General features: G+C 72.6%; 17 protein-coding genes. 7 read left to right on the forward strand and 10 right to left on the reverse strand.

All coding sequences use genetic code 11. The features are described 5' to 3' along the window. Positions 1-2: 2 nt before the first annotated feature. Positions 3-2,351: an FtsX-like permease family protein gene (locus BFN33_RS03795; RefSeq protein ID WP_069758374.1), complete on the reverse strand. Its 2,349-nt coding sequence runs from the start codon at positions 2,349-2,351 to the stop codon at positions 3-5. Next, complete coding sequence (locus tag BFN33_RS03800) at positions 2,348-3,040, reverse strand: ABC transporter ATP-binding protein (protein WP_069758941.1); 693 nt, start codon at positions 3,038-3,040, stop codon at positions 2,348-2,350. The genes BFN33_RS03795 and BFN33_RS03800 overlap by 4 nt, the downstream gene beginning before the upstream one ends. Positions 3,041-3,256: 216 nt before the next feature. Between BFN33_RS03800 and BFN33_RS03805 the strand changes: the two genes are divergently transcribed. The 3 genes from BFN33_RS03805 to BFN33_RS03810 are packed head-to-tail and all read left to right on the forward strand — an operon-like array spanning position 3,257 to position 5,734. Continuing rightward, on the forward strand, positions 3,257-4,555 hold the full coding sequence (locus BFN33_RS03805) for a sensor histidine kinase (protein ID WP_069758942.1): 1,299 nt from the start codon (positions 3,257-3,259) through the stop codon (positions 4,553-4,555). A 43-nt stretch (positions 4,556-4,598) separates the two neighbouring features. Then, positions 4,599-5,024, forward strand: a complete 426-nt coding sequence (locus BFN33_RS52580) for a hypothetical protein (protein ID WP_141757940.1) — start codon at positions 4,599-4,601, stop codon at positions 5,022-5,024. Next, the gene (locus tag BFN33_RS03810; RefSeq protein WP_069758375.1) at positions 5,009-5,734 is read left to right on the forward strand and encodes a response regulator transcription factor; all 726 of its coding nucleotides are present in this window, start codon (positions 5,009-5,011) and stop codon (positions 5,732-5,734) included. Before BFN33_RS52580 ends, BFN33_RS03810 begins: the two co-directional genes overlap by 16 nt. On the opposite strand, the gene BFN33_RS03815 is transcribed toward BFN33_RS03810, so the two are convergent. After that, entirely contained in the window at positions 5,731-6,183 is a 453-nt protein-coding gene (locus BFN33_RS03815; protein ID WP_069758376.1) for a flavodoxin family protein, read from the reverse strand. The genes BFN33_RS03810 and BFN33_RS03815 overlap by 4 nt on opposite strands. A 98-nt stretch (positions 6,184-6,281) precedes the next feature. On the opposite strand from BFN33_RS03815, the gene BFN33_RS03820 reads away from it, so the two are divergent. Further along, positions 6,282-6,914 carry a class I SAM-dependent methyltransferase gene (locus BFN33_RS03820; RefSeq protein ID WP_069758377.1) on the forward strand — a complete coding sequence of 211 codons (633 nt, stop codon included), beginning with the start codon at positions 6,282-6,284 and terminating at the stop codon, positions 6,912-6,914. Positions 6,915-6,955: 41 nt separating this feature from the next. Here BFN33_RS03820 and BFN33_RS03825 read toward each other — a convergent pair whose 3' ends face one another. After that, positions 6,956-9,949 (reverse strand): glycosyl hydrolase, encoded by a 2,994-nt coding sequence (locus tag BFN33_RS03825; protein WP_069758378.1) that lies wholly within the window; start codon positions 9,947-9,949, stop codon positions 6,956-6,958. 75 nt (positions 9,950-10,024) lie between these two features. Then, positions 10,025-12,004 (reverse strand): AfsR/SARP family transcriptional regulator, encoded by a 1,980-nt coding sequence (locus tag BFN33_RS03830; RefSeq protein WP_256122627.1) that lies wholly within the window; start codon positions 12,002-12,004, stop codon positions 10,025-10,027. A 120-nt stretch (positions 12,005-12,124) separates the two neighbouring features. On the opposite strand from BFN33_RS03830, the gene BFN33_RS03835 reads away from it, so the two are divergent. Next, entirely contained in the window at positions 12,125-13,009 is an 885-nt protein-coding gene (locus tag BFN33_RS03835) for an alpha/beta fold hydrolase (RefSeq protein WP_176742293.1), read from the forward strand. A gap of 62 nt (positions 13,010-13,071) precedes the next feature. On the opposite strand, the gene BFN33_RS03840 is transcribed toward BFN33_RS03835, so the two are convergent. After that, on the reverse strand, positions 13,072-13,653 hold the full coding sequence (locus tag BFN33_RS03840; RefSeq protein WP_069758381.1) for a histidine phosphatase family protein: 582 nt from the start codon (positions 13,651-13,653) through the stop codon (positions 13,072-13,074). A gap of 251 nt (positions 13,654-13,904) precedes the next feature. Here BFN33_RS03840 and BFN33_RS03845 point away from each other — a divergent pair, with 251 nt between their 5' ends. Further along, positions 13,905-14,123 (forward strand): CbtB-domain containing protein, encoded by a 219-nt coding sequence (locus tag BFN33_RS03845; RefSeq protein ID WP_037712826.1) that lies wholly within the window; start codon positions 13,905-13,907, stop codon positions 14,121-14,123. A gap of 16 nt (positions 14,124-14,139) precedes the next feature. Next, positions 14,140-14,883, forward strand: a complete 744-nt coding sequence (locus tag BFN33_RS03850; protein ID WP_069758382.1) for a CbtA family protein — start codon at positions 14,140-14,142, stop codon at positions 14,881-14,883. A 36-nt stretch (positions 14,884-14,919) separates the two neighbouring features. Here BFN33_RS03850 and BFN33_RS03855 read toward each other — a convergent pair whose 3' ends face one another. The 4 genes from BFN33_RS03855 to BFN33_RS03870 all read right to left on the reverse strand — a co-directional run bounded on the left by BFN33_RS03855 (position 14,920) and on the right by BFN33_RS03870 (position 19,033). Beyond that, entirely contained in the window at positions 14,920-15,366 is a 447-nt protein-coding gene (locus BFN33_RS03855; protein ID WP_069758383.1) for a hypothetical protein, read from the reverse strand. Positions 15,367-15,513: 147 nt separating this feature from the next. Next, positions 15,514-15,750 carry a hypothetical protein gene (locus tag BFN33_RS03860; RefSeq protein ID WP_059209764.1) on the reverse strand — a complete coding sequence of 79 codons (237 nt, stop codon included), beginning with the start codon at positions 15,748-15,750 and terminating at the stop codon, positions 15,514-15,516. 252 nt (positions 15,751-16,002) lie between these two features. After that, positions 16,003-17,553, reverse strand: coding sequence for a helix-turn-helix domain-containing protein (locus tag BFN33_RS55230; protein WP_069758384.1), 1,551 nt, complete (start codon positions 17,551-17,553; stop codon positions 16,003-16,005). Between the two features lie 556 nt (positions 17,554-18,109). Then, positions 18,110-19,033 (reverse strand): MerR family transcriptional regulator, encoded by a 924-nt coding sequence (locus BFN33_RS03870; protein ID WP_069758385.1) that lies wholly within the window; start codon positions 19,031-19,033, stop codon positions 18,110-18,112. Positions 19,034-19,182: the final 149 nt, after the last annotated feature.

The raw sequence follows: 19,182 nt of genomic DNA on the forward strand, positions 1-19,182 counted from the left end.
GGCTACTCCGTGCGCAGGGCCGTCGCCGTGCGGGACTTCGCCGCCCAGCCCGCCGGGAGCAGCGCGCCCAGCAGGGCGATGGCGAGACCGGCCAGGCCCAGCAGGAGGAGCTGCGGGGTGTCGTAGACATCGAGGACGGACCTGGGCAGGTCGGTGCCGGCCGCGTGTCCCATCACCGGGAGCACGAATCCGTGCAGGGCGTATCCGGCGGGGACGCCGACGAGACCGCCGAGCACGCCGATGCCGGCCACCGAGGCGAGGACGAGGCTCACGGTCTGCCGTGGTGACATGCCGAGTGCCTTGCACACGCCCAGGTCGTGGACGCGCTCCCTGGTGTCCAGGACGACGGAGTTGAGGACGCCGAGGCCCGCGACGGAGACGAGCATCAGGGTGAGGAGCGCGGCCATCGTGTTCAGGATGAGCACCAGGTTGCCGTGCTCGGAAGGTGTGTTGGCCCGGGCGTCGGCGCCGAGGGGCTCGACCCGCGCGGCGAGCTTCTCGGCGTACGCGACCGCGGAGACGTCCGGTTTGACGTCGACTTGGAACACCTGGGGCCTGGTCGCGGGGAAGTCCGCGGAGTTCGCCTGGATCTCCAGCACGTCGTCCGAGGTGCCGAAGGCCTCGCCGACGATCCGCAGGACGGCCGTCTCCTTGCCGACGGTCACGCGTACGGTGTCACCGACCTCGGTGCCGGTGGTCTCCAGGAACTGGCCGGGCACGACGACCTGGCCCGCGCCGGTGAGCCAGTGCCCGGAGATCATGGCGTAGCCGCCCCGACTGGAGTCGCCCTGGTAGAGGGTCGCCCGGACGGTTCCGGAGACCCCGGCCACGGTGGCGTCCTGCTGGCTCATGCCGTAGTACGAGGAGGTGCCCGACTCTGCCTTGATGGCGGCGCTCACCTGTGCCGGGTCGGCCGGCTCGGGTTCCGCGGTGCCCGGTGCGGGGACGTGCTCGCCGCCCGCGACGCCCGGACCGCCGGTGAAGACGGTGACCGCGGAACGGTTCTCGGGGTCCTGTACCGCGTTGACCTCGTTCAGTGAGGAGGTGAGCCCGACGGCGAAGGTTGCCGCGATGGTGCCGAACGCGACGGCGAGCAGCATCGCGAGGGTGCGGACCGGGTGCGCGAAGGGACTGGCGAGGCCGTAGGTCACCGCGCGCGGCAGCGGCAGCCGACCCGCCGCGCGGTGCGCCCATTGTCCGCGTCCGGTGCGCGGGGCCCGGCCGACCGCGATGGCCTCGACCGTGCGCAGCCGCCCGGCCCGCAGCGCGGGGACGAAGGCCGCGATCCCGACGACCAGCAGCGCACCGGCGGGGACCACGACGTCCACCCACCAGGCGACGGCCAGGGTGGCGGTGCCGTACGCCTGCTCCGTGTCGTCGAGGAGCGGCACGGCCAGCAGGTTGCCGAGCACGACTCCCAGCGCGATGCCCACCGTCGCCGGGATGAGCGCCTGGGCCACATAGGCGCGGACGACCTCGCGCGGGGTGAAGCCGATGGCCTTGAGGATGCCGATCCTGCGCAGGCTGGTGCCGACCGCGCCGCTGATGACACTGCCGACGATGATCACCGACATGACGATGCCGAGGACTCCGAAGGCGACCAGGAACGGGATGGTCGGGGCGGCCCCCTGGTCGGCGGCGTGCTTGGTGTCGAGGTAGGAGCGGGTACCGAGGAGCGCACCGGACGGGACGGCGGCGAGGAGCTTCTTGCGGTCGGCGGCGATGTCGCCTTTCGAGCCCGCCGAGTCGAAGCGGTAGAGCATCTGGCCGGTGACGGGGTGTTCCTTGGTGGCGAGAGCCCTGGCCTGCGCGGGAGTTGCCCACAGGTCTGCCGTCTTGCTGGCCGAGGTGGCGAAACCGACGACCGTGAGAGTCGTGTCGGAGACTGTCAGGGTGTCGCCCAGCGTGAAGGCGGGCCCCTCGTAGGAGGAGCTCAGCACGATCTCGCCCGGCTTCCTCGCCCACCGGCCGGACGTGAGGTCCAGGTCGTCCACGTCCGCGTGCGGACCCGTGCGTCCGACCAGGGTCATGGCCGGGGGCCGGCGGCCGGACGAGTCGGTCGCCTCGATGATCGTGGAGGGGTACGGCCCCACACTCGCGGTGACCGCGTCCAGCTGCCCGGTGGCCCCGAGCTGTCCGTCCGTGACCTTCGCCGGGTCGAACTCGGCGGTGAGGTGGGCGCCCTTCTGCGCGGCGAAGGCGTGGTCGAAGGGCGCGTTCGAGACGACCATGAGGGAACCCGCGACCACGGCGGCCGCCACGGCCATCATCGTGGCGATGGCGATGACGACGGTCTGCACGCGGCGCCGGCCCACTCCGGAGCGGACGACACGCAGCAGCGGTCCCGTCATCGTACGGCCTCCGCGCGGGAGTCGAGGGCGACATGGCCGTCGACGAGGTGCACGGTACGGCTCGCGCAGGCCTCGGCCAGGGCCGGGTCATGGGTGACGAGCACGATCGTCTGGCCGCCGCGGTGCAGGTCGACCAGGAGGTCCCGGACGTCCTGGCCCGAGGCGCTGTCGAGTGCGCCGGTCGGTTCGTCGGCGAGCAGCAGGGCGGGTCGGTTCACCAACGCCCGTGCGACGGCGACGCGTTGACGTTCGCCGCCGGAGAGGCGGCCCGGGTAGGCGCCGGCGTGCTTCTGGATGCCGAGGACCTCCATGAGTTCATGCGCCCGGGCCTGCGTCTTGCGCCGTGAGCCTCCGGTGAGCTGGGCGGGAAGCTGGATGTTGTCGAGGACGGTGAGGTCGTCGAGGAGGTTGAAGAACTGGAAGACCATGCCGATCCGTTCCCGGCGGAACCGGGCCAGGGCGTGCTCGCCGAGCCGGTCGACCTGCTGTCCGGCGACGTTCACGGTGCCCTCGGTCGGCTTGTCGAGGCCCGCGACGAGGTTCAGCAGCGTGGACTTGCCGCTGCCGGAGGGACCGGTCACGGCGAGGGCCTCGCCCTGGGCGACGGAGAGGTCGAGGGGCCCGAGCGCGGGTGCGCCGGCGTTGTCGTAGCGCTTGGCCACGCCCTTCAGTTCGATCACTGCGGTCATGGGAGGTGCCCGTCCTGTCCGTCGTCGGGTCGTGTCCTTGTCGGCGTGGCGAAGGTACGGGCGGCCGGGTCGCGGGCGCGTCGGCCGGGACACCGACATGTGGCCCTCCGCGCGGAGGAGCCGGCCGGGGGTCATCCCTGCGAAGTACGACCGCGGGAGGGCGGGTTGGTCGTCGAGACGGACGCGCGGCCGGGCACGGGCCCGCACAATGTGCTCATGGGGACGGAAGACCTGCGCCGATGGCTACGGCAGACGCGTCTCGCGCTGCGGCCGGAGGCGAAGGGCGCCGCGCTGTCACGGCGGTCGCTGTGCTTCGACGTGCTGCTGGCCGTACTGCTGACGGTGGTCGCGCTGGTGGTGGCGTCGCGTTATCCCGGTGACGGTCCGGTCCAGGTGTCGAGGATGGAGTACGGGGGGCCGGTTCCGCCCCGGCCTCCCGTTCTGCCGGGCGGGCGGATCGAGCCGCCGGTCTCCTCGCCGCCGTGGGGACTGATCATGCTGTCGGCGCTGCCGCTGGCGGCTCGGCGGCGGTTTCCGCTGACCGTGTTCGCCGTGGTGCTCTGCGCGGGGCTGGCCATCGGCGACGACGCCTCCTGGATCAACGTCCTGACCTGTGTCATCGGCACCTACAGCGCGGTGATGCACAGCCGGCACCGGGCGGGCGCGATGGTCGGGCTCGTCGTCGCCACCGTCCTTGCCGGTGTCGCCTTCCGTTCGACGCAGCCGGTGCTGCCGGGGTGGTCGAGTCCCGGGGTGGTGCTGCTGGTGGCGGGGGTGGTGGCCGGCGCGGTCCGGTTCGGGCGGCGGCGCCTGGCGGCCGGCCGGGACCGCTTCGCCGCGTTGGAGCGGGCGCACGAAGAGGAGACACGCAGGGCCGTGGAGGAGGAACGGGCGCGGATCGCCGCGGAGTTGCACGACGTTGTGACCCACAATGTGAGCGTGATGGTCATCCAGGCGGGCGCCGCGCGCAAGGTCATGGACGCGGCCCCGGAGCGGTCCAAGGAGGCGCTGCTCGCGGTCGAGGCCGGGGGCCGGGCCGCGATGGCCGAACTACGGCATGTGATGGGCCTGTTGGCCGCGCCGGACACCGGCCGTCCGGACTCCCCCGCCGACGGCCTCGAACCGCAGCCGGGACTCGGGCAGTTGGACGCGCTGATCGACCGGGTGCGGGCCGCCGGCACACCGGTCGGGGTCGCGGTCTCGCTGCCCCCGGAAGCGTTGCCGCCCGGAGTGGACCTCACGGCGTACCGAGTGGTCCAGGAGGCGCTGACCAACACCATCAAGCACGCGCCGGGCGCCGAGGCCGTCGTGACCGTCGGCTGGTCCGGTGACCGGTTGGAGATCGAGGTCATGGACACCGGCGGAGTCCGCGACGGGGTGCCCGCGGACGGGAACGGCCGCGGGCTGATCGGTCTGCGGGAGCGCCTCACGGTCTACGGCGGCGAGCTGACGGCCGGCCCGACCCTCGCCGGGGGCTTCCGGATCAGGGCGGAGGTGCCGTGGCGGACGGTGTGAGCGGCGACGGTTCGGCGGGGCTGCTCCGGCAACGGGGGGCGGGGTGGCTCCTTCGACGGGCAGGCTCCGGCAGCGGTGGGGCGGGACGGCTCCCTCAACAGACCGGCTCCAGCAGCGCTGGGGCGGGACGGCTCCCCCGGCAGACCAGTTCCAGCAACAGCACGCCGGAACGGCTCCCTCGACGGGCAGGCTCCAGCAACAGCACGACGAGACGGCTCCCTCAACAGACCGGCTCCAGCAGCGCTGGGGCGGGACGGCTCCCCCGGCAGACCAGTTCCAGCAACAGCACGCCGGAACGGCTCCCTCGACGGGCAGGCTCCAGCAACAGCACGACGAGACGGCTCCCTCGACGGGCAGGCTCCGGCAGCGGTGGGGCGGGACGGCTCCCTCGGCGGGCCGACGAACGGGTGGTGCCGCTTCGTCGGCGAACGGCACGGGCAAGGAGTCGCTGCGTTGGCTGACGGCGTGAACACCGGGCACGACAACAGGCTGCGGGCCGTCATCGCCGACGACCAGGCCCTCGTACGGACCGGGTTCGGGATGATCCTGACCGCGGACGGCATCGAGGTGACGGCGGAGGCGGCGGACGGGGCGGAGGCGGTCGCCGCGGTCCGGCGGACCCGCCCCGACGTCGTCCTCATGGACATCCGGATGCCGGGCATGGACGGCATCGAGGCCACCCGGCGGATCCTCGCCGACGACACCGCGGGCGAGATCAGGGTGATCATCCTGACCACGTACGACCTCGACCACTACGTCTACGCCGCGCTCACCGCCGGGGCCAGCGGCTTCCTCCTCAAGGACGTCACACCCGAGCATCTGGTGGCCGCCATACGGCTGGTGCGGTCCGGCGACGCCCTGCTGGCGCCCACGATCACCCGCCGTCTCATCGAGCGCTTCGCCCGGCGTGAGGAGGCCGCTCCCTCTGCCGACCCGCACCGGGACCTGTCCGGGCTGACGCCACGTGAGCTGGAGGTGCTGCGGCTGCTGGCGACGGGGCTGAGCAACGCCGAGCTCGCGGAGCGGCTGTTTCTCAGTCCGACGACGGTGAAGACACACATCGGCCGGATCCTGTCGAAGCTGGAGCTGCGCGACCGTGTCCAGGCGGTGGTCCTCGCCTACGAGAGCGGGCTGATCACACCGGGCGGCACCGCGGAAGGCGCCCTCCGCGACCCCTAGGACATCAGTCCTGCCGCGACCGTCGCCCCCAGCTCCCAGCACGCCTCGATGCCGGCCTTGCCCGGTTCGCCGGTGACGGTCACCGGTTCGGCCGCACTGCGCCAGCCGAGACCCGTCGTGATCGACGCGATGCCGCGCAGGGCTCCGGTGACGTCGTTGCCGCCGTGCACGTAGACGCCGAACGGGCGGCCGCGGGTCTCGTCGAGGCAGGGGTAGTACACCTGGTCGAAGAAGTGCTTGAGGGCTCCGGACATGTAGCCGAGGTTGGCCGGGGTGCCCAGCAGGTAGCCGTCCGCCTCCAGCACGTCCGAGGGCGTGGCGGACAGGGCCGCGCGGCGTACGACACGGACGCCCTCGATCTCCGGCGCCGTCGCACCGGCGACGACGGCTTCGAACATCGCCTGGCAGTTGGGCGAGGGCGTGTGATGCACGATCAGCAGGGTGGCCACGGTGGAACCCTGCCCGCCTCGGCTTTCGTCCGCAAGCCGTGCCGTGGTCAGGTGCCGCCGGGCTACGATGCCCGGACACCGCGAGGGGGGAGCAGGTCGTGGCAGACAAAGGGCAGCCGGCAGCAGCGGTCTTCGACGCGCTGGGGCTGACGTACGAGAAGGCGTTCGCGCGTTCGGAGGCTCACCTGGCGTCCCTGGAGTGGCTGCTCGGGAGGCTCGGCCCTGGCAGCCGGGTCCTGGACGTCGGCAGCGGAACCGGCCGTCCCACAGCGTCCACGCTGGTGGCCGCGGGCCACGAGGTGCTCGGCGTGGACGTCTCTCCCGTGATGGTCGACCTGGCCGGCCGGCAGGTGCCACAGGCCGTGTTCCGCCACGCGGACATCCGTGAACTGCCCTTGGAGGAGGGCTCGTTCGACGCGGTGTGCGTGTACTTCTCGCTGCTCCAGATGACCCGGGCGGAGCAGTCGGAGGTGCTGGGGCGACTGGCGCGGGCCCTGCGGCCGGGCGGGAGCCTGGTGCTCGCCACCGTGCCCGTGGACGTGGAGGACCTGCCGGTCGAGTTCATGGGCCAGCCTGTCCGGGCCACGAGTTTCGCCCCGGAGGACGTGGTGACCGTCGTGCGCGAGGCGGGTCTGGCCGTGGAGCACGAGCAGGCCGTGGAGTTCACCCCGGACCACCCCGAAGGCGCCACCGAACCGCATCTGTTCCTGTACTGCAGGATGCCTGCGTAACGAGGGCGCGCCCGGCACGGGCCGGGCGCGCCCTTCGTCCGTCAGCGCACGACCGCCTGCACATACGGAACCAGTCTCACCGGCCCGACCAGACCGTGGTCCTGGCGGGCGGCCCCGCCGAACACCGTGGGCTGCGCGACCCTGAGCCGGTTGATGAGCGGGGTCGCCACCTCGATCTCGAGCGTGTTCTCACCGCGCCGCAAGTAGGGGCCGAGGTCGACGACGGGGTGGAGCCGGTCGGCCGCGGGCAGACGACTGCCGTTGACGCTCACCCGGAAGGTGTCGCTGACCTGCCCCAGCTCCAACTCGGCGCCGTGGGACGACGTCCAGTCGGCCGGCAGGGTGACCGTGGTGCGGTACCGGCCTATGCCCGCGGAGTCGGCCAGCTCGGGGATCTGCGACCAGGGCCGCAGCGTCTCGAGGGTGACGCTGCGCATGACGTGGTCGGTCCGGGTGGCGTCCGGGCCCGGGTACCAGTCCTCGACCTCCAGTTCCCAGCGGGCCGGTGTGATCGGCGCGGGCACGGCGGGGGTCCTGGTGGTGGCGGTACGGCCCTGGGACAGCCGCGTGGTCCACGTACCGGCCGTACGGGCCCGCACGCTCAGCCCGCGCTCGGTGAACAGCACCGCGTCGGCGTCGGTGGCCTCGGCGTGGGGGCTGTTGCCGTACCGGTCGCCGAACAGCCCCGGCCGTCCCAGGGCGACGATCATCGTCTGCCCAGGCTGGAGCGTGACCCGCAGGGTGATGTCGGCCCCGTCCTCGGTGTAGCGCGCGAGCCTGACCGCCTCGCCGGTCCAGGGATCGAGCAGATACGGCACGGTCCTGCCGCCGTGCGTGCGGCGCAAGGTGACGTCGTGGTCGATCGCGGCCACGGGCGGCTTGACCGTCTCGGCGTGCTTGCCGTTGCAGAGGTAGTAGAAGTCCGCGTCGGCGGTGACCCGGTGGGCGTTGAGGAGCGTGGACGCGGTGGCGTGCCGTACGTCGGCGCTCACCCCGAGCGCGGCGAGGGCGTCGCCGACCGCGGCCTTGTCGGTGACCCGGACGACGTGGGGCAGCGTGAGCAGCCGGGCGAGGATGTCGCGCAGCCGGTCCGTCTCCCCCTGGTCCGGGACGCCGGAAGTCAGCGCCTGGTCGAAGGCGCCGAACAGGACCACGGGAAGTCCCGCTTCGGCCAGCGCGAGGATCTTACGGGCGTCCTCGACTGCAAGGGTGGGGGTGGAGCCGTAGAAGAAGTCGCCCTCGACGAACAGGGCCTTGTAGGCGGGGCCGTCGGGGGCGAGCCGGCCGTCCGAGACGGTGGCGGAGGGCAGGTCGAGGAGGGGCCCGCTGAGGAACTGGTGACTCCAGCCGAGCGGGACGCCGGTGGCCGTGAACCAGGAGGCCCCGATTCCGGTGGCGGTGTAGCCGGTCTGCCGGAACACGGCGACGTCCGCTCGGGCGGTACCGGTCTGCAGCACCTGGTGAACGCGGCCCAGGTATCCGGAGATGTCCTGGACGTGCCGCCAGGTGGGCTGGCGCGGGCCCCAGGATTCGCCGTAACCGGCGGTGCCGTTGTACGGGCTGAAGGCGGCGAATCCCGGCCAGCTCACCCCGGGCGCGGTGGCGTAGGAGAAGCCGTGCACGACGGTCTGGTTGACGCCGGCCGCGTAGGCGCCGCCCATGGTGCGCAGGAAGCGGTCCCAAGTGGTGCTGTACGCGGATCCGTTGTAGGCGCCCGCCTCGCAGGACAGGACTCTCCGCCCGGCCATGTCCCGGCCGCCGGCCAGGCAGCGGTAGTCGTCCAGGTTCTTGAAGCCGAGGGACTCGCCCTCGGGGATGTCGAGGATCGCGGCCGAGGCGATGGCGTCCGTCTGGAGACCGTAGGGCTGCGAGCGCAGGGTCATGCCGAGGGTGTGCGCCCAGTCCCGCAGGGCCGTCAGGTGGTTGCGGTTGAAGAGGCCGGAGACGGTCTCCCAGAAGTCGTGCCGGATCTGGCGGGTCAACTGGGCTTCGTAGGCGAAGACTTGGTTGCTGTTGTCCAGGACGAGGGCGGGAAGGTACGGCAGCAGGGGCCGTCCGGTGTGCTTCTCGAAGGCCTCGGGCAGCAGGGACGTCCAGGTCAGGCCGTCGGTCTCCAGCTCCACGGAGTCCTCGAAGAAGGAGCCGCCCGCGGCTCGCAACAGGCGCCGCAGGGAGGGGGTCAGCAGGTGGTCCTGCCAGTAGGAGGTGACCGCGGTGGTGCCGGCCGGGCTGAAGTGGTCGACGGCGTAGGCGGCAGGGGCGGAGTGGGGGCCGGACTCGGGCTGCTGGGCCGAACCACGCACCCAGTAGGAGATGAGCACCCAGTCCCCACCCTCGGGCGCGGTCCAGGTCAGCGCGCCGTCGGTGACGCTCGCGGTGAGGTCCTGGACGCTGTCCGGGTCGAGTCCGGTCTCCTTGCGGGTGGAGTTGGCGGGCTCGACCCGGGCGGCCTGTACGGCGAGGAGCTGCTGACGGGTCACTCCCGCGGCCGCGGCGTGGAGAGGTGGCGGGACGGGCCCCTGGTAGGTGCTGCCGCCGGTCAACGCGGCGCGGCCGTGGGCGAGTTCCTTGGCGGCGGCATCGTCGTCGGGCGTGAGACCGGGGACGGCCACGGGCCAGCTGGGGCCGAGGGTGAGGTCGACGGTGAGGCCCCGTCTCGCCGCGCGGCGCAGCGCGGCCTCGACGCCGTCCCGCCAGGGTCTGCTCCCCCAGCCGTGGTGTGCGGTGTCCAGGACCGACTTGTCCTTGATGCTGTGGTGGACGGCGGCGATCTCCACACCGCCGAAGCCCGCGGCCGCGATCTGGTCGATCTCCTGGGCGATCTCGTCCGGGTCCACGAGCCCGTCCGGCCACCACCAGCGGAACCGGGGCCGCACGGAGCGGGCGGGGGCCGCGAACCAGTCGGCGGCGCCTCCCGTCCCGGCCACCGCCGGCGAGGCCCCCGCCCCGAGCGCCAGGGCGGCGCTCGCGGTCAGTCCGGCGGTCAGGAGCGCGCGTCGGGATATGCCGTCACGCTGCGGGTCGGCTTCATGCATAAGGGCGCCCCAAGGTATTGAATCGTTTCAATCACTGGCAAACGCCGGAACGTTAAGCCGCCGCTCCGGCCGAGGTCAAGAGGCGTGCGGTGCGAGCGCCGCAGCGAGCGCGTCCAGGTGGTCCGCGACAGGACCGGCGGTGAGCAAACCGCTCGCGGCGCCCGCGAGTTCGCCCCGGGCGGGTTCGAGCGCACGCTGGGCGCGCCGCATCAGCGGACGGTCGTCCAACTGAATCGCCGCGCGGGCGAGGAGGCTCCACAGGGCCTCGTACAGGAGGTCACCGGGCGGGGAGGGCACGGAAGCCAGCAGGCGTACGGCGTCCTGGTCGCGCCCTTCGGCGAGCAGCAACAGGGGGCGCACCCATGGCTCGTAGGGGCCCCAGTCGGTGTGCGGGTCGGCGGTGACGGGGAGGCCATGGTGCAGGCGCAGGCACAGCAGGGCGAGCGGCAACAACCCCCGCTCCAGGCCGGGCATTCCGGCGCCCTCGAGGGACTTGGCGGCGGCCCGGTACGCGGACTCGCCGAGCTGCGGGGGCTCCGTCGTCGCGGTGCGCAGGGCGCGGTACCACGTGGTGAAGACGGCGACGAGAGGCAGTTCGTGCCGTTCGGCGAGTGCGTCGGCGGTGGCCGCGTGCCGGTCGGCCGCGGTGAAGTCGGCGGTGGCGCAGTGCGCTTGGAGCCGGATCAGGTGGCCGAGGACCTCGTAGGTGAACAGGCCGTGCCGAGCGGCCGCTTCGGTGATCTCGGCGCCGATCCCGGCCCGCCGGGCGGCGAGTCCGGCTCGTTCGAAGGTCTGCATGAACAGGCCGTTGAGGGCGAACACGAGCAGGTTGGCGTCCTCGAGTCGGCGTGCGCTCGCCACGGCTTGGTGGGCCGCCCGGAGGGCGCGCGTCCCCTCGGGCAGCGTGCCGCGGGACTCCACCGCCACAGTGGCCAGGAGCCGTGCCCTGGCCGCCTCGGACGCGCCCGGCGGCAGGAGGAGCAGGGTGCGTTCCGCCGCACCCACCAGCCGGTCGGCCTGGGCGGGGTCGTCGGAACGGGTCCAGACCGCGGGGACGTCGTACACGCCGATGACTCGTGCCGTCAGCTCCGGATCGCCCAGCTGCTCCGCCGCCGCCACGGCCGCCACGCGATGCCGGCGCGCCGCTTCCAGGCCGCCGCCCCCGGTGACGGCGAGGTCGCGCATCAACCCCGCGGTCGACTCCAGACGCGTGCGTGCCCTCGGGGCGACCATGCTCGCGTACGACGCGGAGGCCTGCGCCCAGACGTGTGCGGCCGCGTCCGAGGGGCCCGGGTCCAGGTGGTCGGCGTGCCGCAGGATGTCCTGCTCGGTGCGGCTCAGCCGCGGGCCCGGCTCCACTCCGAGGTGCTCGCGCAGCAGCTGTCGGGCGCGCCGCAGGACGGACAGGGCGTCGGCCTGCCGTCCACAGCGGTACAGGGCGAGGGCGAGCAGCTGCCAGGCGTCCTCCCGCCACGGATGCTCGGCCACATGGGCGTCGAGGTCCGCCGCCGCGTCGGCCGCGGCGCCGAGGGCGAGCCGGCCGTCGGCCCGGCGCTCGACGGCGGTCAGTCGGAGCTCGGTGAGCCGGGAGCGTTCCGCGCGCGCCCAGCGCTCCTCGGCGAAGTCGGCGTAGGCGGGCCCGCGCCACAGCTCCAGAGCCTCGGTCAGCCGGGGCACCGCCTGCGCGGGAGGCAGGTCCGCCGCCGCGGCGACGGCGTGCTCGAACCGCCGGGCGTCGACGTGGGCGGGTTCGGCGCGCAGCGCGTAGCCGGGGCCTTCGGTGACGAGGAGGCGGGACGGGGTCCGGCGGGGCCGCTCGGGTTCCAGAGCGCGCCGCAGCCCGGCGACGAAGGTCCGGACGGTGCCCACGGCGTCCGCCGGCGGGTCCCCCGCCCACAGGTCCTCCACCAGGCGGCCGACGGGGACGACCCCGCGGCGGGCGATGAGGAGGCGGGCCAGCACCGCACGATGCCTCGGACCCCTCAGGGCGATCGGTTCCCCGGTCTCGTCCCAGGCCGCCACCGACCCCAGGACTCCGAACTCGATCACAGGCACATGCCTCAACGTACACGCGTTCATTCGTTGCTCATTCGCTCCCCGGATCCTGGGTTCATCGGCGCCCGGGCCCGGACTCCGATGCCTCCCACTCGCCGTACGACGGAAGAGAGCCCCGCCGTGAGACCCACCATCGCCGGATTCGAGTATCAGCGCGTGTCCGTCGCCGAGGACGTGTCCCTCCATGTGGCCGTGGGAGGGACCGGCACACCCGTGGTCCTGCTGCACGGCTTCCCGCAGACCCACCTGATGTGGCGCCATGTCGCGACGGACCTGGCGGCCGACCACACCGTCATCTCCCCCGACCTGCGCGGTTACGGCGACAGCGACAAGCCGCGCGAGGACGGCCCCCACACCTACTCCAAGCGGACCATGGCCAACGACATCGTCACGCTCGCACGCCGACTGGGGCACCCCCGGTTCGCGCTGGCCGGGCACGACCGGGGCGCGCTGGTCGCCTTCCGGGCGGGCCTCGACCATCCGGAGGCGGTCTCCCACCTGGCCTGTCTGGACGTCCTCCCGACACTCGACATGTGGGACGCCCTGCACGGCACGTCGGCGGCGGTCGCCTTCCACCTCTACCTCATGGCCCAGCCGCCCGGGCTCGCCGAGCGGATGATCTCCGCGAGCGCGGACGCGTTCTTCGGCCACTTCCTCGACGTGTGGGCGAACCGCCCCGACGCGATCCCGGCTCAGGTCCGTGCCGAGTATCTGCGGGCCTGCCGCGGGGCGGTGCCGTCGATCGTCGCCGACTACCGCGCCTCCGCGGGCATCGACGTCGAGCACGACGAGGCCGACCGGGCCACGCAGAACCGGCTCGGCATGCCGGTGGCCGTACTCCAGCAGGACTGGGGAGCCGCGCTCGGCTACGAGGCCACCGCCCTGTGGGAGGCCTGGGCCGACGACCTTCGTCATACGACCGTCTCCTGCGGCCACTTCATGGCGGAGGAAGCGCCGGCGGACGTGGCGAAGGCCGTGCGGGAGCTCACTCTTCGGGGAGCGTGACCCGTTGCCTCCCTATCCTGTTTTCCGGGCCGCGCGGATCGCCGCGGCCCTCGGGGACGACCTCAGCGTGGTGGGCGAGGACTGAGCGGCAGCTCGGCCATCCGCAGATTCCAGCGGCCGTCGCGGCCGGTGAGTTCGACGGTGGACAGCGGGGGGACGTCGATTCTCCAGAACGCCTGGCGCGGTGCTCCGAGCGCGTGCACCACCACGGCCCGTGCCACGGCCTGTTCGACCACCGCCAGCACGCGTCCGGCGTCGGACGGCAGCGCGTCCAGCCAGGCGGCGACGCGGTCACAGATCTGCTCCACGCTCTCCCCGCCGTGCGGCGCCGCCTCCGGATCAGAGAGCCAACCGGCCAGTCCTGACGCGTCGGTTGCCGCGATCTCGTCGAGCGTGCGGCCGTACCAGGAACCCATGTCGAGGTCCCGCAGCGCCGGTTGGGCCGTGGCGCCCTCCCGTCCCAGGGCCTCGGCCGTCCCGGTGCAGCGGCGAGAAGGTGCCGTGTAGACGGTGCCGGCCTGCGGGAGGGTTCCGGCGGCGGCCTCGGCCCGGCGCAGCGCCCGCTCGTCGAGGGGGTCGTCGGCGAAGCGTACGGCGCGTTCCGTGCGGGCGGCGGCGCACAGGAGGGTGAGCCGGACGGTCATGGAGGCCCTTTCGTCGGGTCGCCGGGGGCGGTTCATCGTAGGTGGCGTACGCCCTGTTGGCCGAAGCCCGTATTACCCCTACCATCTGGGACGACAAGGACGACGGCGCCACGGAAGTCCGGTGCAAGCCCGGCACGGTCGCGCCACTGTGTGCCACCCCTCGGCCGACGAGGTGGTGGTGAGTCAGACCCAACGCCGTCGTCGAGTGCTCCACACGATGCGGGACGCGTTGTTCCCGAGGAGGTCTCGCCATGGCGCAGTCCACTGCCGCCCCCACGCCCACCACCCCTGCGATCACCCCGCTGCCGGTGCGGGCGCTCGTCCCCTGGGCCGTCTTCTTCGGCGTCCTGATGCTCGTCCTGCTGTACTTCGTCGGCGCCGAACAGGGCGCCACCGCACTCGTCTCCGGCGAGGGTGTCCACGAGTGGGTGCACGACGCACGCCACCTGCTCGGCTTCCCCTGCCACTGAGGCGGGGCGGACCACCATGAACTCGACAGTCGTACGCACCCTGTTGGTGCGCGGCATGCTCGCGGGACTCGGCGCCGGCGTCCTGGCCTTCGTCTTCGCCTACCTGGTGGGGGAGGGCCCGGTGGACGCGGCCATCGCCTTCGAGGAGGCCGGCTCCCACGAGCACGGCGAGGAACTCGTCAGCCGTTCCATGCAGTCGACGGCCGGACTCGCCACCGGGGTCCTCGTGTTCGGGGTCGCCATCGGCGGCATCCTGGCGCTGGCGTTCTGCTTCGCGCTGGGCCGGATCGGCCGGTTCGGAGCCCGGGCGACGGCGGGTCTGACCGCGCTCGGCGGCTTCCTCACCGTCTGTCTCGTGCCGATGCTCAAGTATCCGGCGAACCCGCCCGCGGTGGGCGACCCGGACACGATCGACAAGCGCACCGCCCTGTTCGTCCTGATGATCGCGCTGAGCGTGCTCCTCGGGATCGGCGCGGTCCTGCTGGGCCGCAGACTGGCCCCGGCCTGGGGCAACTGGAACGCCTCGACCGCGGCCGCCGCGGCCTTCGTCGCCGCGGTGGCGGTGGCGATGGTCGTCCTGCCCGCCGGGGACAACACCCCGAAGGGTTTCCCGGCCACCGACCTGTGGGAGTTCCGCCTGGCCTCCCTCGGCGTCCAGGCCGTGCTGTGGGCGGGATTCGGGCTGCTCTTCGGTTATCTGGCGGAGCGGGTCCTCGAGCCGGAACCGGCTCGCGGCAAGGTGTCGGCGCTGGTCGCCTGACGGTGTGGGTTCTGCCGGGGGCGCGCCCGGCAGAACCTACGACGTGCCCTGCAACTGCCGTATCGTCCCGCCGAGTTTGTTCCTGGCCTGCTCCAGGTGTTCCGCCTTGGCGCTGACCACCCAGCGCGGGCCGACAAGGTACTTGCCCCCGTAGACACTGGCCGCGTCGAGCCACGACTCCTTGTACTTCTCCGCGGGGAAGGTGGTGATGCGGTAGTCGGCCTGCCCCGAGTGGCAGAGTCCCTCACGCAGTTCGTCGGCCTCGATACGGATCTCGGCCTTGCAGCCGGCCAGTCCGGCGATCACCTCGATCCTGGCCGGGGCCACGATGCCGGCCGCGGGCGCGGCGGAACTGCTCGACGGCCGCGGGGTCTTGGCGGTGTCGTCCTCGCCTCCGCCGCAGGCCGTGACCAGCGCGAGGCTCCCGGCAAGGGTGCCCAGCCGTACCACGGTGGTCCGATGATGGTGTCCTCGTCGCGGCACGAGCTTCTCCGTATCCGGTCGGTGTACGACTACACCCTGGGGTACGGAAGATCGGTTACGCCTGTTCAGTCCCGGACGGCATCGCGATGTCCGCGCAGGATGGAAGGGCCGGACACCCGTCTGTCCGGCCCTTCCGCACCTACCGGGTCAGCCGCCGTTCAGCCGGGCGCGCAGGAGCCCCTTGCCGATCTCTGCGCCCTTGCGGCTGTCCGCCTGGGCCTTGCGGAACAGGTCGGCGACCTCGGTGTCCTTGTCACGCTCCGCGTCCTGGATGTAGCTCTCCAGTCGCAGCGCGTTGCTCAGGCACGCCTCGACGTACCAGATGAGGTTGTAGTCCTTGTCCGGCGTGCCGGTAGCGCCGCCGGTCTCCGTGCTGCTGGTCATTCGGGCCTCCTCCAGCGGTAGTCGTTCCGGAGGGGACGAGTACCCGTCCTGCGCAGGTCAGTCCACACCGGTGCCGGAAAACCGAACCGGCGTCGACGGCGTGGGCACGGACCGGCGGGAGTCGCGGGGAAACGCGTCGCAGGGGGCGCGACCGGTCCCCCGTTCCGGTCGTTCCCCCTGCGGTGCGTCGAACTTACGTGACCTGCGCATCCTTGTGAATCGCGTCGATGCCCGCTGTGCGCGGCACAGGGCTCACCCGTGCACAGATGCGTCCGGATGGCCCGGATCGTCCCGGAGCAGGACGGGGTGTTCGAGTTCGCCGGTCGCCAGATGGGCCAGAACGACCTCGTAGAGGTCGCTGCCGGAGGCGATCAGCCGGCGTTCGAGAACCGGCTCGGCGCTGCGGACGTGTTCGCGCACGGTCTGCGCGTGGACGGCCAGTGTCTGCGCGGCCCGCTCCGCGTTGCCGCCGGCGGCGATCCAGCTGCGCAGGGTGCGGCGCAGGTCGCGGGCGTCGCCGTCCAGACGTCCCAGCAGCTCCCGCGCCCAGGTCCCCAGCGCGGGTCCGGCCAGCAGGTCGCCCAGCCGGGCGCGGGCCTGCGGGGTGCCGCCGTGACCCTCCTGTCCGTCCTGTCCGTCCTGTCCGTCCGCGAGGCTGACCTGGGTGCTCAGCGCCAGGTGGACGGTCGCGCGGACGGTGAGGTCGGTGAAATCGGTCCGCAGCAGGGACTCGACGCGTTCCATACGGGCGCGGACGGTGTTGCGGCTGACGCCGAGGACCTTGGCCGCGCTCACGGCGGTGAACTCCAGCCCTAGGCGGGTGGTGACGAGCAGTTCGGCGCGGGTGTGGTGCGGCAGGGTGTCGAGCGGGCGCAGCAGTCGGGCCGTCCATTCGCGCAGCGCGGCCGGGTCCATCAGCCGTTCGGGGTGGTTGCGTTCGGCGTACACGGCTGCCTTGTCCGGCTGCACCCGCGCCACGGCGAGGGCGCTGACCGCCTGCCCGTAGGCGGTGGCGGTCCGGGCCAGGCTCTGCGGGGAGCTGCCGCCGAGCAGGGTGCCGGGGTTGCGGTCGACGAGTGAGCGCAGGGCCTCGCCAACCGCGTCTGCGGTGGTCACGATGATCACGTGCTCGTCCATGGCCGGACAGCGCACCACCAGTGCGCGGTCGCCGGTCACGCCGAGGCACTCCTCCACGAGCCGGTCGCGTTGCGCCGCGTCTCCCTCGAGGACGTAGACGCATGCCGTCTCGGTGTCGAGCAGGCCGGGCCAGAGTCCCGCGGCGACGCGACGGGCGGAGACGGTGTCCTCCACCATGAGCAGCTGGAGGATGGCCAGGCGCAGATCGGACGTGGCCCGCTTGAGGCGCCGCCCGGCCGCGGTGGTCTCGCGGGCTCGCAGCAGAAGTTCCAGGACCTGGACGGTGTGGGTGAGGATGTCGGAGGCGCGCCGGTCGAAGGGGTCCTGGCGGGCCACCGCGAGCACTCCGGCGAACGTCTGGTTCGGCTCCTCGATCCTGACCAGGCGCAGGTGCCCGTCCTCGTCGCCCGAGGCCGCGGAGGCGATGCGTCCGGCGAGGATGTCGGCCACCAGGCACTCGTCCAGCGGCATGCGGGTTCCGGCGACGAGGGTTCCGGTGTGGTCCTGCAGCGAGGCCGTGCCCTGCAGCGTCTCCGCGAGCCAGGCGACGATCCGGCGGACGTCACGTCCTGTCGGCCGCAGATGGTCGAGGAGCTCCTGCGCCCATGTCGGGGTCCCGGCGTCCGTCGCCCGGCTCCGACCTAGCCCGCCCTCCTGACCTGCCACGTCACCCTTCTCCTCGCCCCTCGTCCCACATGGCACACCGCTCGGGACGTTACCTCACGTGCGGCGGGCGGGGGCTCGGTCGGATGGGTGGGAGTTGTGCGGGGAGGTGCCCGTGGCGCAAGAGCGCGAGGAGAGGGGTCCCGGCACCGTCCGGTCATGGACCAGGCGAGAGCCGCAGCCACGCCCCGGCGGACCGAATCGGCCTCGGCAAGACCGGGGACACGGCCACGTCACCGAGCCGCCCCGGACACGCACCGCGGCCATCAACCAGACAAAACCCCAGCCACGCCCCGGCACCGACCGAATCAGCCTCACCAAAGGCCCAAGACCGCGGCCACGTCACCAAGCCGCCCGGACACGCACCGCGGCCATCAACCAGACAAAACCCCAGCCACGCCCCGGCACCGACCGAATCAGCCTCGCCAAAGGCCCAAGACCGCGGCCGTGTCACCGAGCCGCCCGGACACGCAGTGCGGCCATCAACCGGACGAAAACCCCAGCCACGCCCCGGCACGGACCGAATCAGCCTCGCCAAAGGTCGAAGACCGCGGTCGCGTCACCGAGCCGTCCGGGCACGCAGTGCGGCCGTCGACCAGGCGAGGGCCGGGGAGAGGGGGCTCGGCGCGGGCCATGCGTTGATGACCGCGAGCAGTTCGGAGTACCGGTCCCTGCGCGGATCGTGGGCGGTTTCCAGACGGTTCAGCAGGTGGTGGCGCAGGGTGCTGTCGTCGGGGCGGTCCAGGATGCGGGCGCAGTGTGCGCGGAGTGCCGTGACGACGGGATCGGCCTCCGGCGACTCCGGGGCGACCCCTGCGGCGAGGGCGGGTTCCGCGTGTGCTCGGGCCAGGGCCACGACGTCCGGGCGCGGCGGCGTCGCGGCGGCTTCGGAGCGGTGAGTCTCGACAGTGCGGCGAAGGTCGGCCCGGAAGTCCGGATCGAGGGTGAGTTCGGCCAGCTCGACCCAGGCTTGCAGTTGTTCCTCCGTGGGCCGGTCGGGGAGTTCCGGCGTCATGGAGCGGCGGATCCCCTCGCTGCCGGGGGCCTCGAACACGACGCCGTCGAGGAAGTCGTCGACCAGGCGTCGGCGTTCGGTTTCGGAGAGTCGGGCAAGTTCGTGCATGCGATGGGTCTCCTCGGGCGTGGGCCTTCGTCGTGCCACGGCGGTCAGCACCGCCCACCTCAACCGAAGGACGGCGATCTGGGCGTCCAGCGCCGCGGCGTGCTGTGCGGCGACCTCGTCCAGGGCGAGCTCCCGGTCGAGGATCTGCCGGATCGCGTCGAGACCGAGGCCCAGTTCGCGCAGCGTCCGTACGAAGGCGAGCCGGGCGACGGCCTCGGTGCCGTAGCGGCGGTAGCCGGCGGGGGTGCGGTCGGCGGGGGTCACGATGCCGTGGTCGGAGTAGAAACGGATCGTCTTCACCGTCAGCCCGGTCTGCCGGGCGAGTTCACCGATCGAGTACAGGGTGCCGCCGTCGTCCATGGCCTCATCCTGCGGTCTCCCTCCGGGGGAGACTCAACCCGGCCGCCTCTGCTCGTGCCGAGGCCTTCGGTCGTCCACGCGCACGTACGGCGGCCGGGGGCGGCACCCAAGTGCCTGCGTCGCCGCCGTCCGGGGACGGCATAAGCTCG

Origin of the sequence: Streptomyces sp. LUP47B (assembly GCF_001746295.1) — a bacterium.
Taxonomy (GTDB): Bacteria; Actinomycetota; Actinomycetes; order Streptomycetales; family Streptomycetaceae; genus Streptomyces.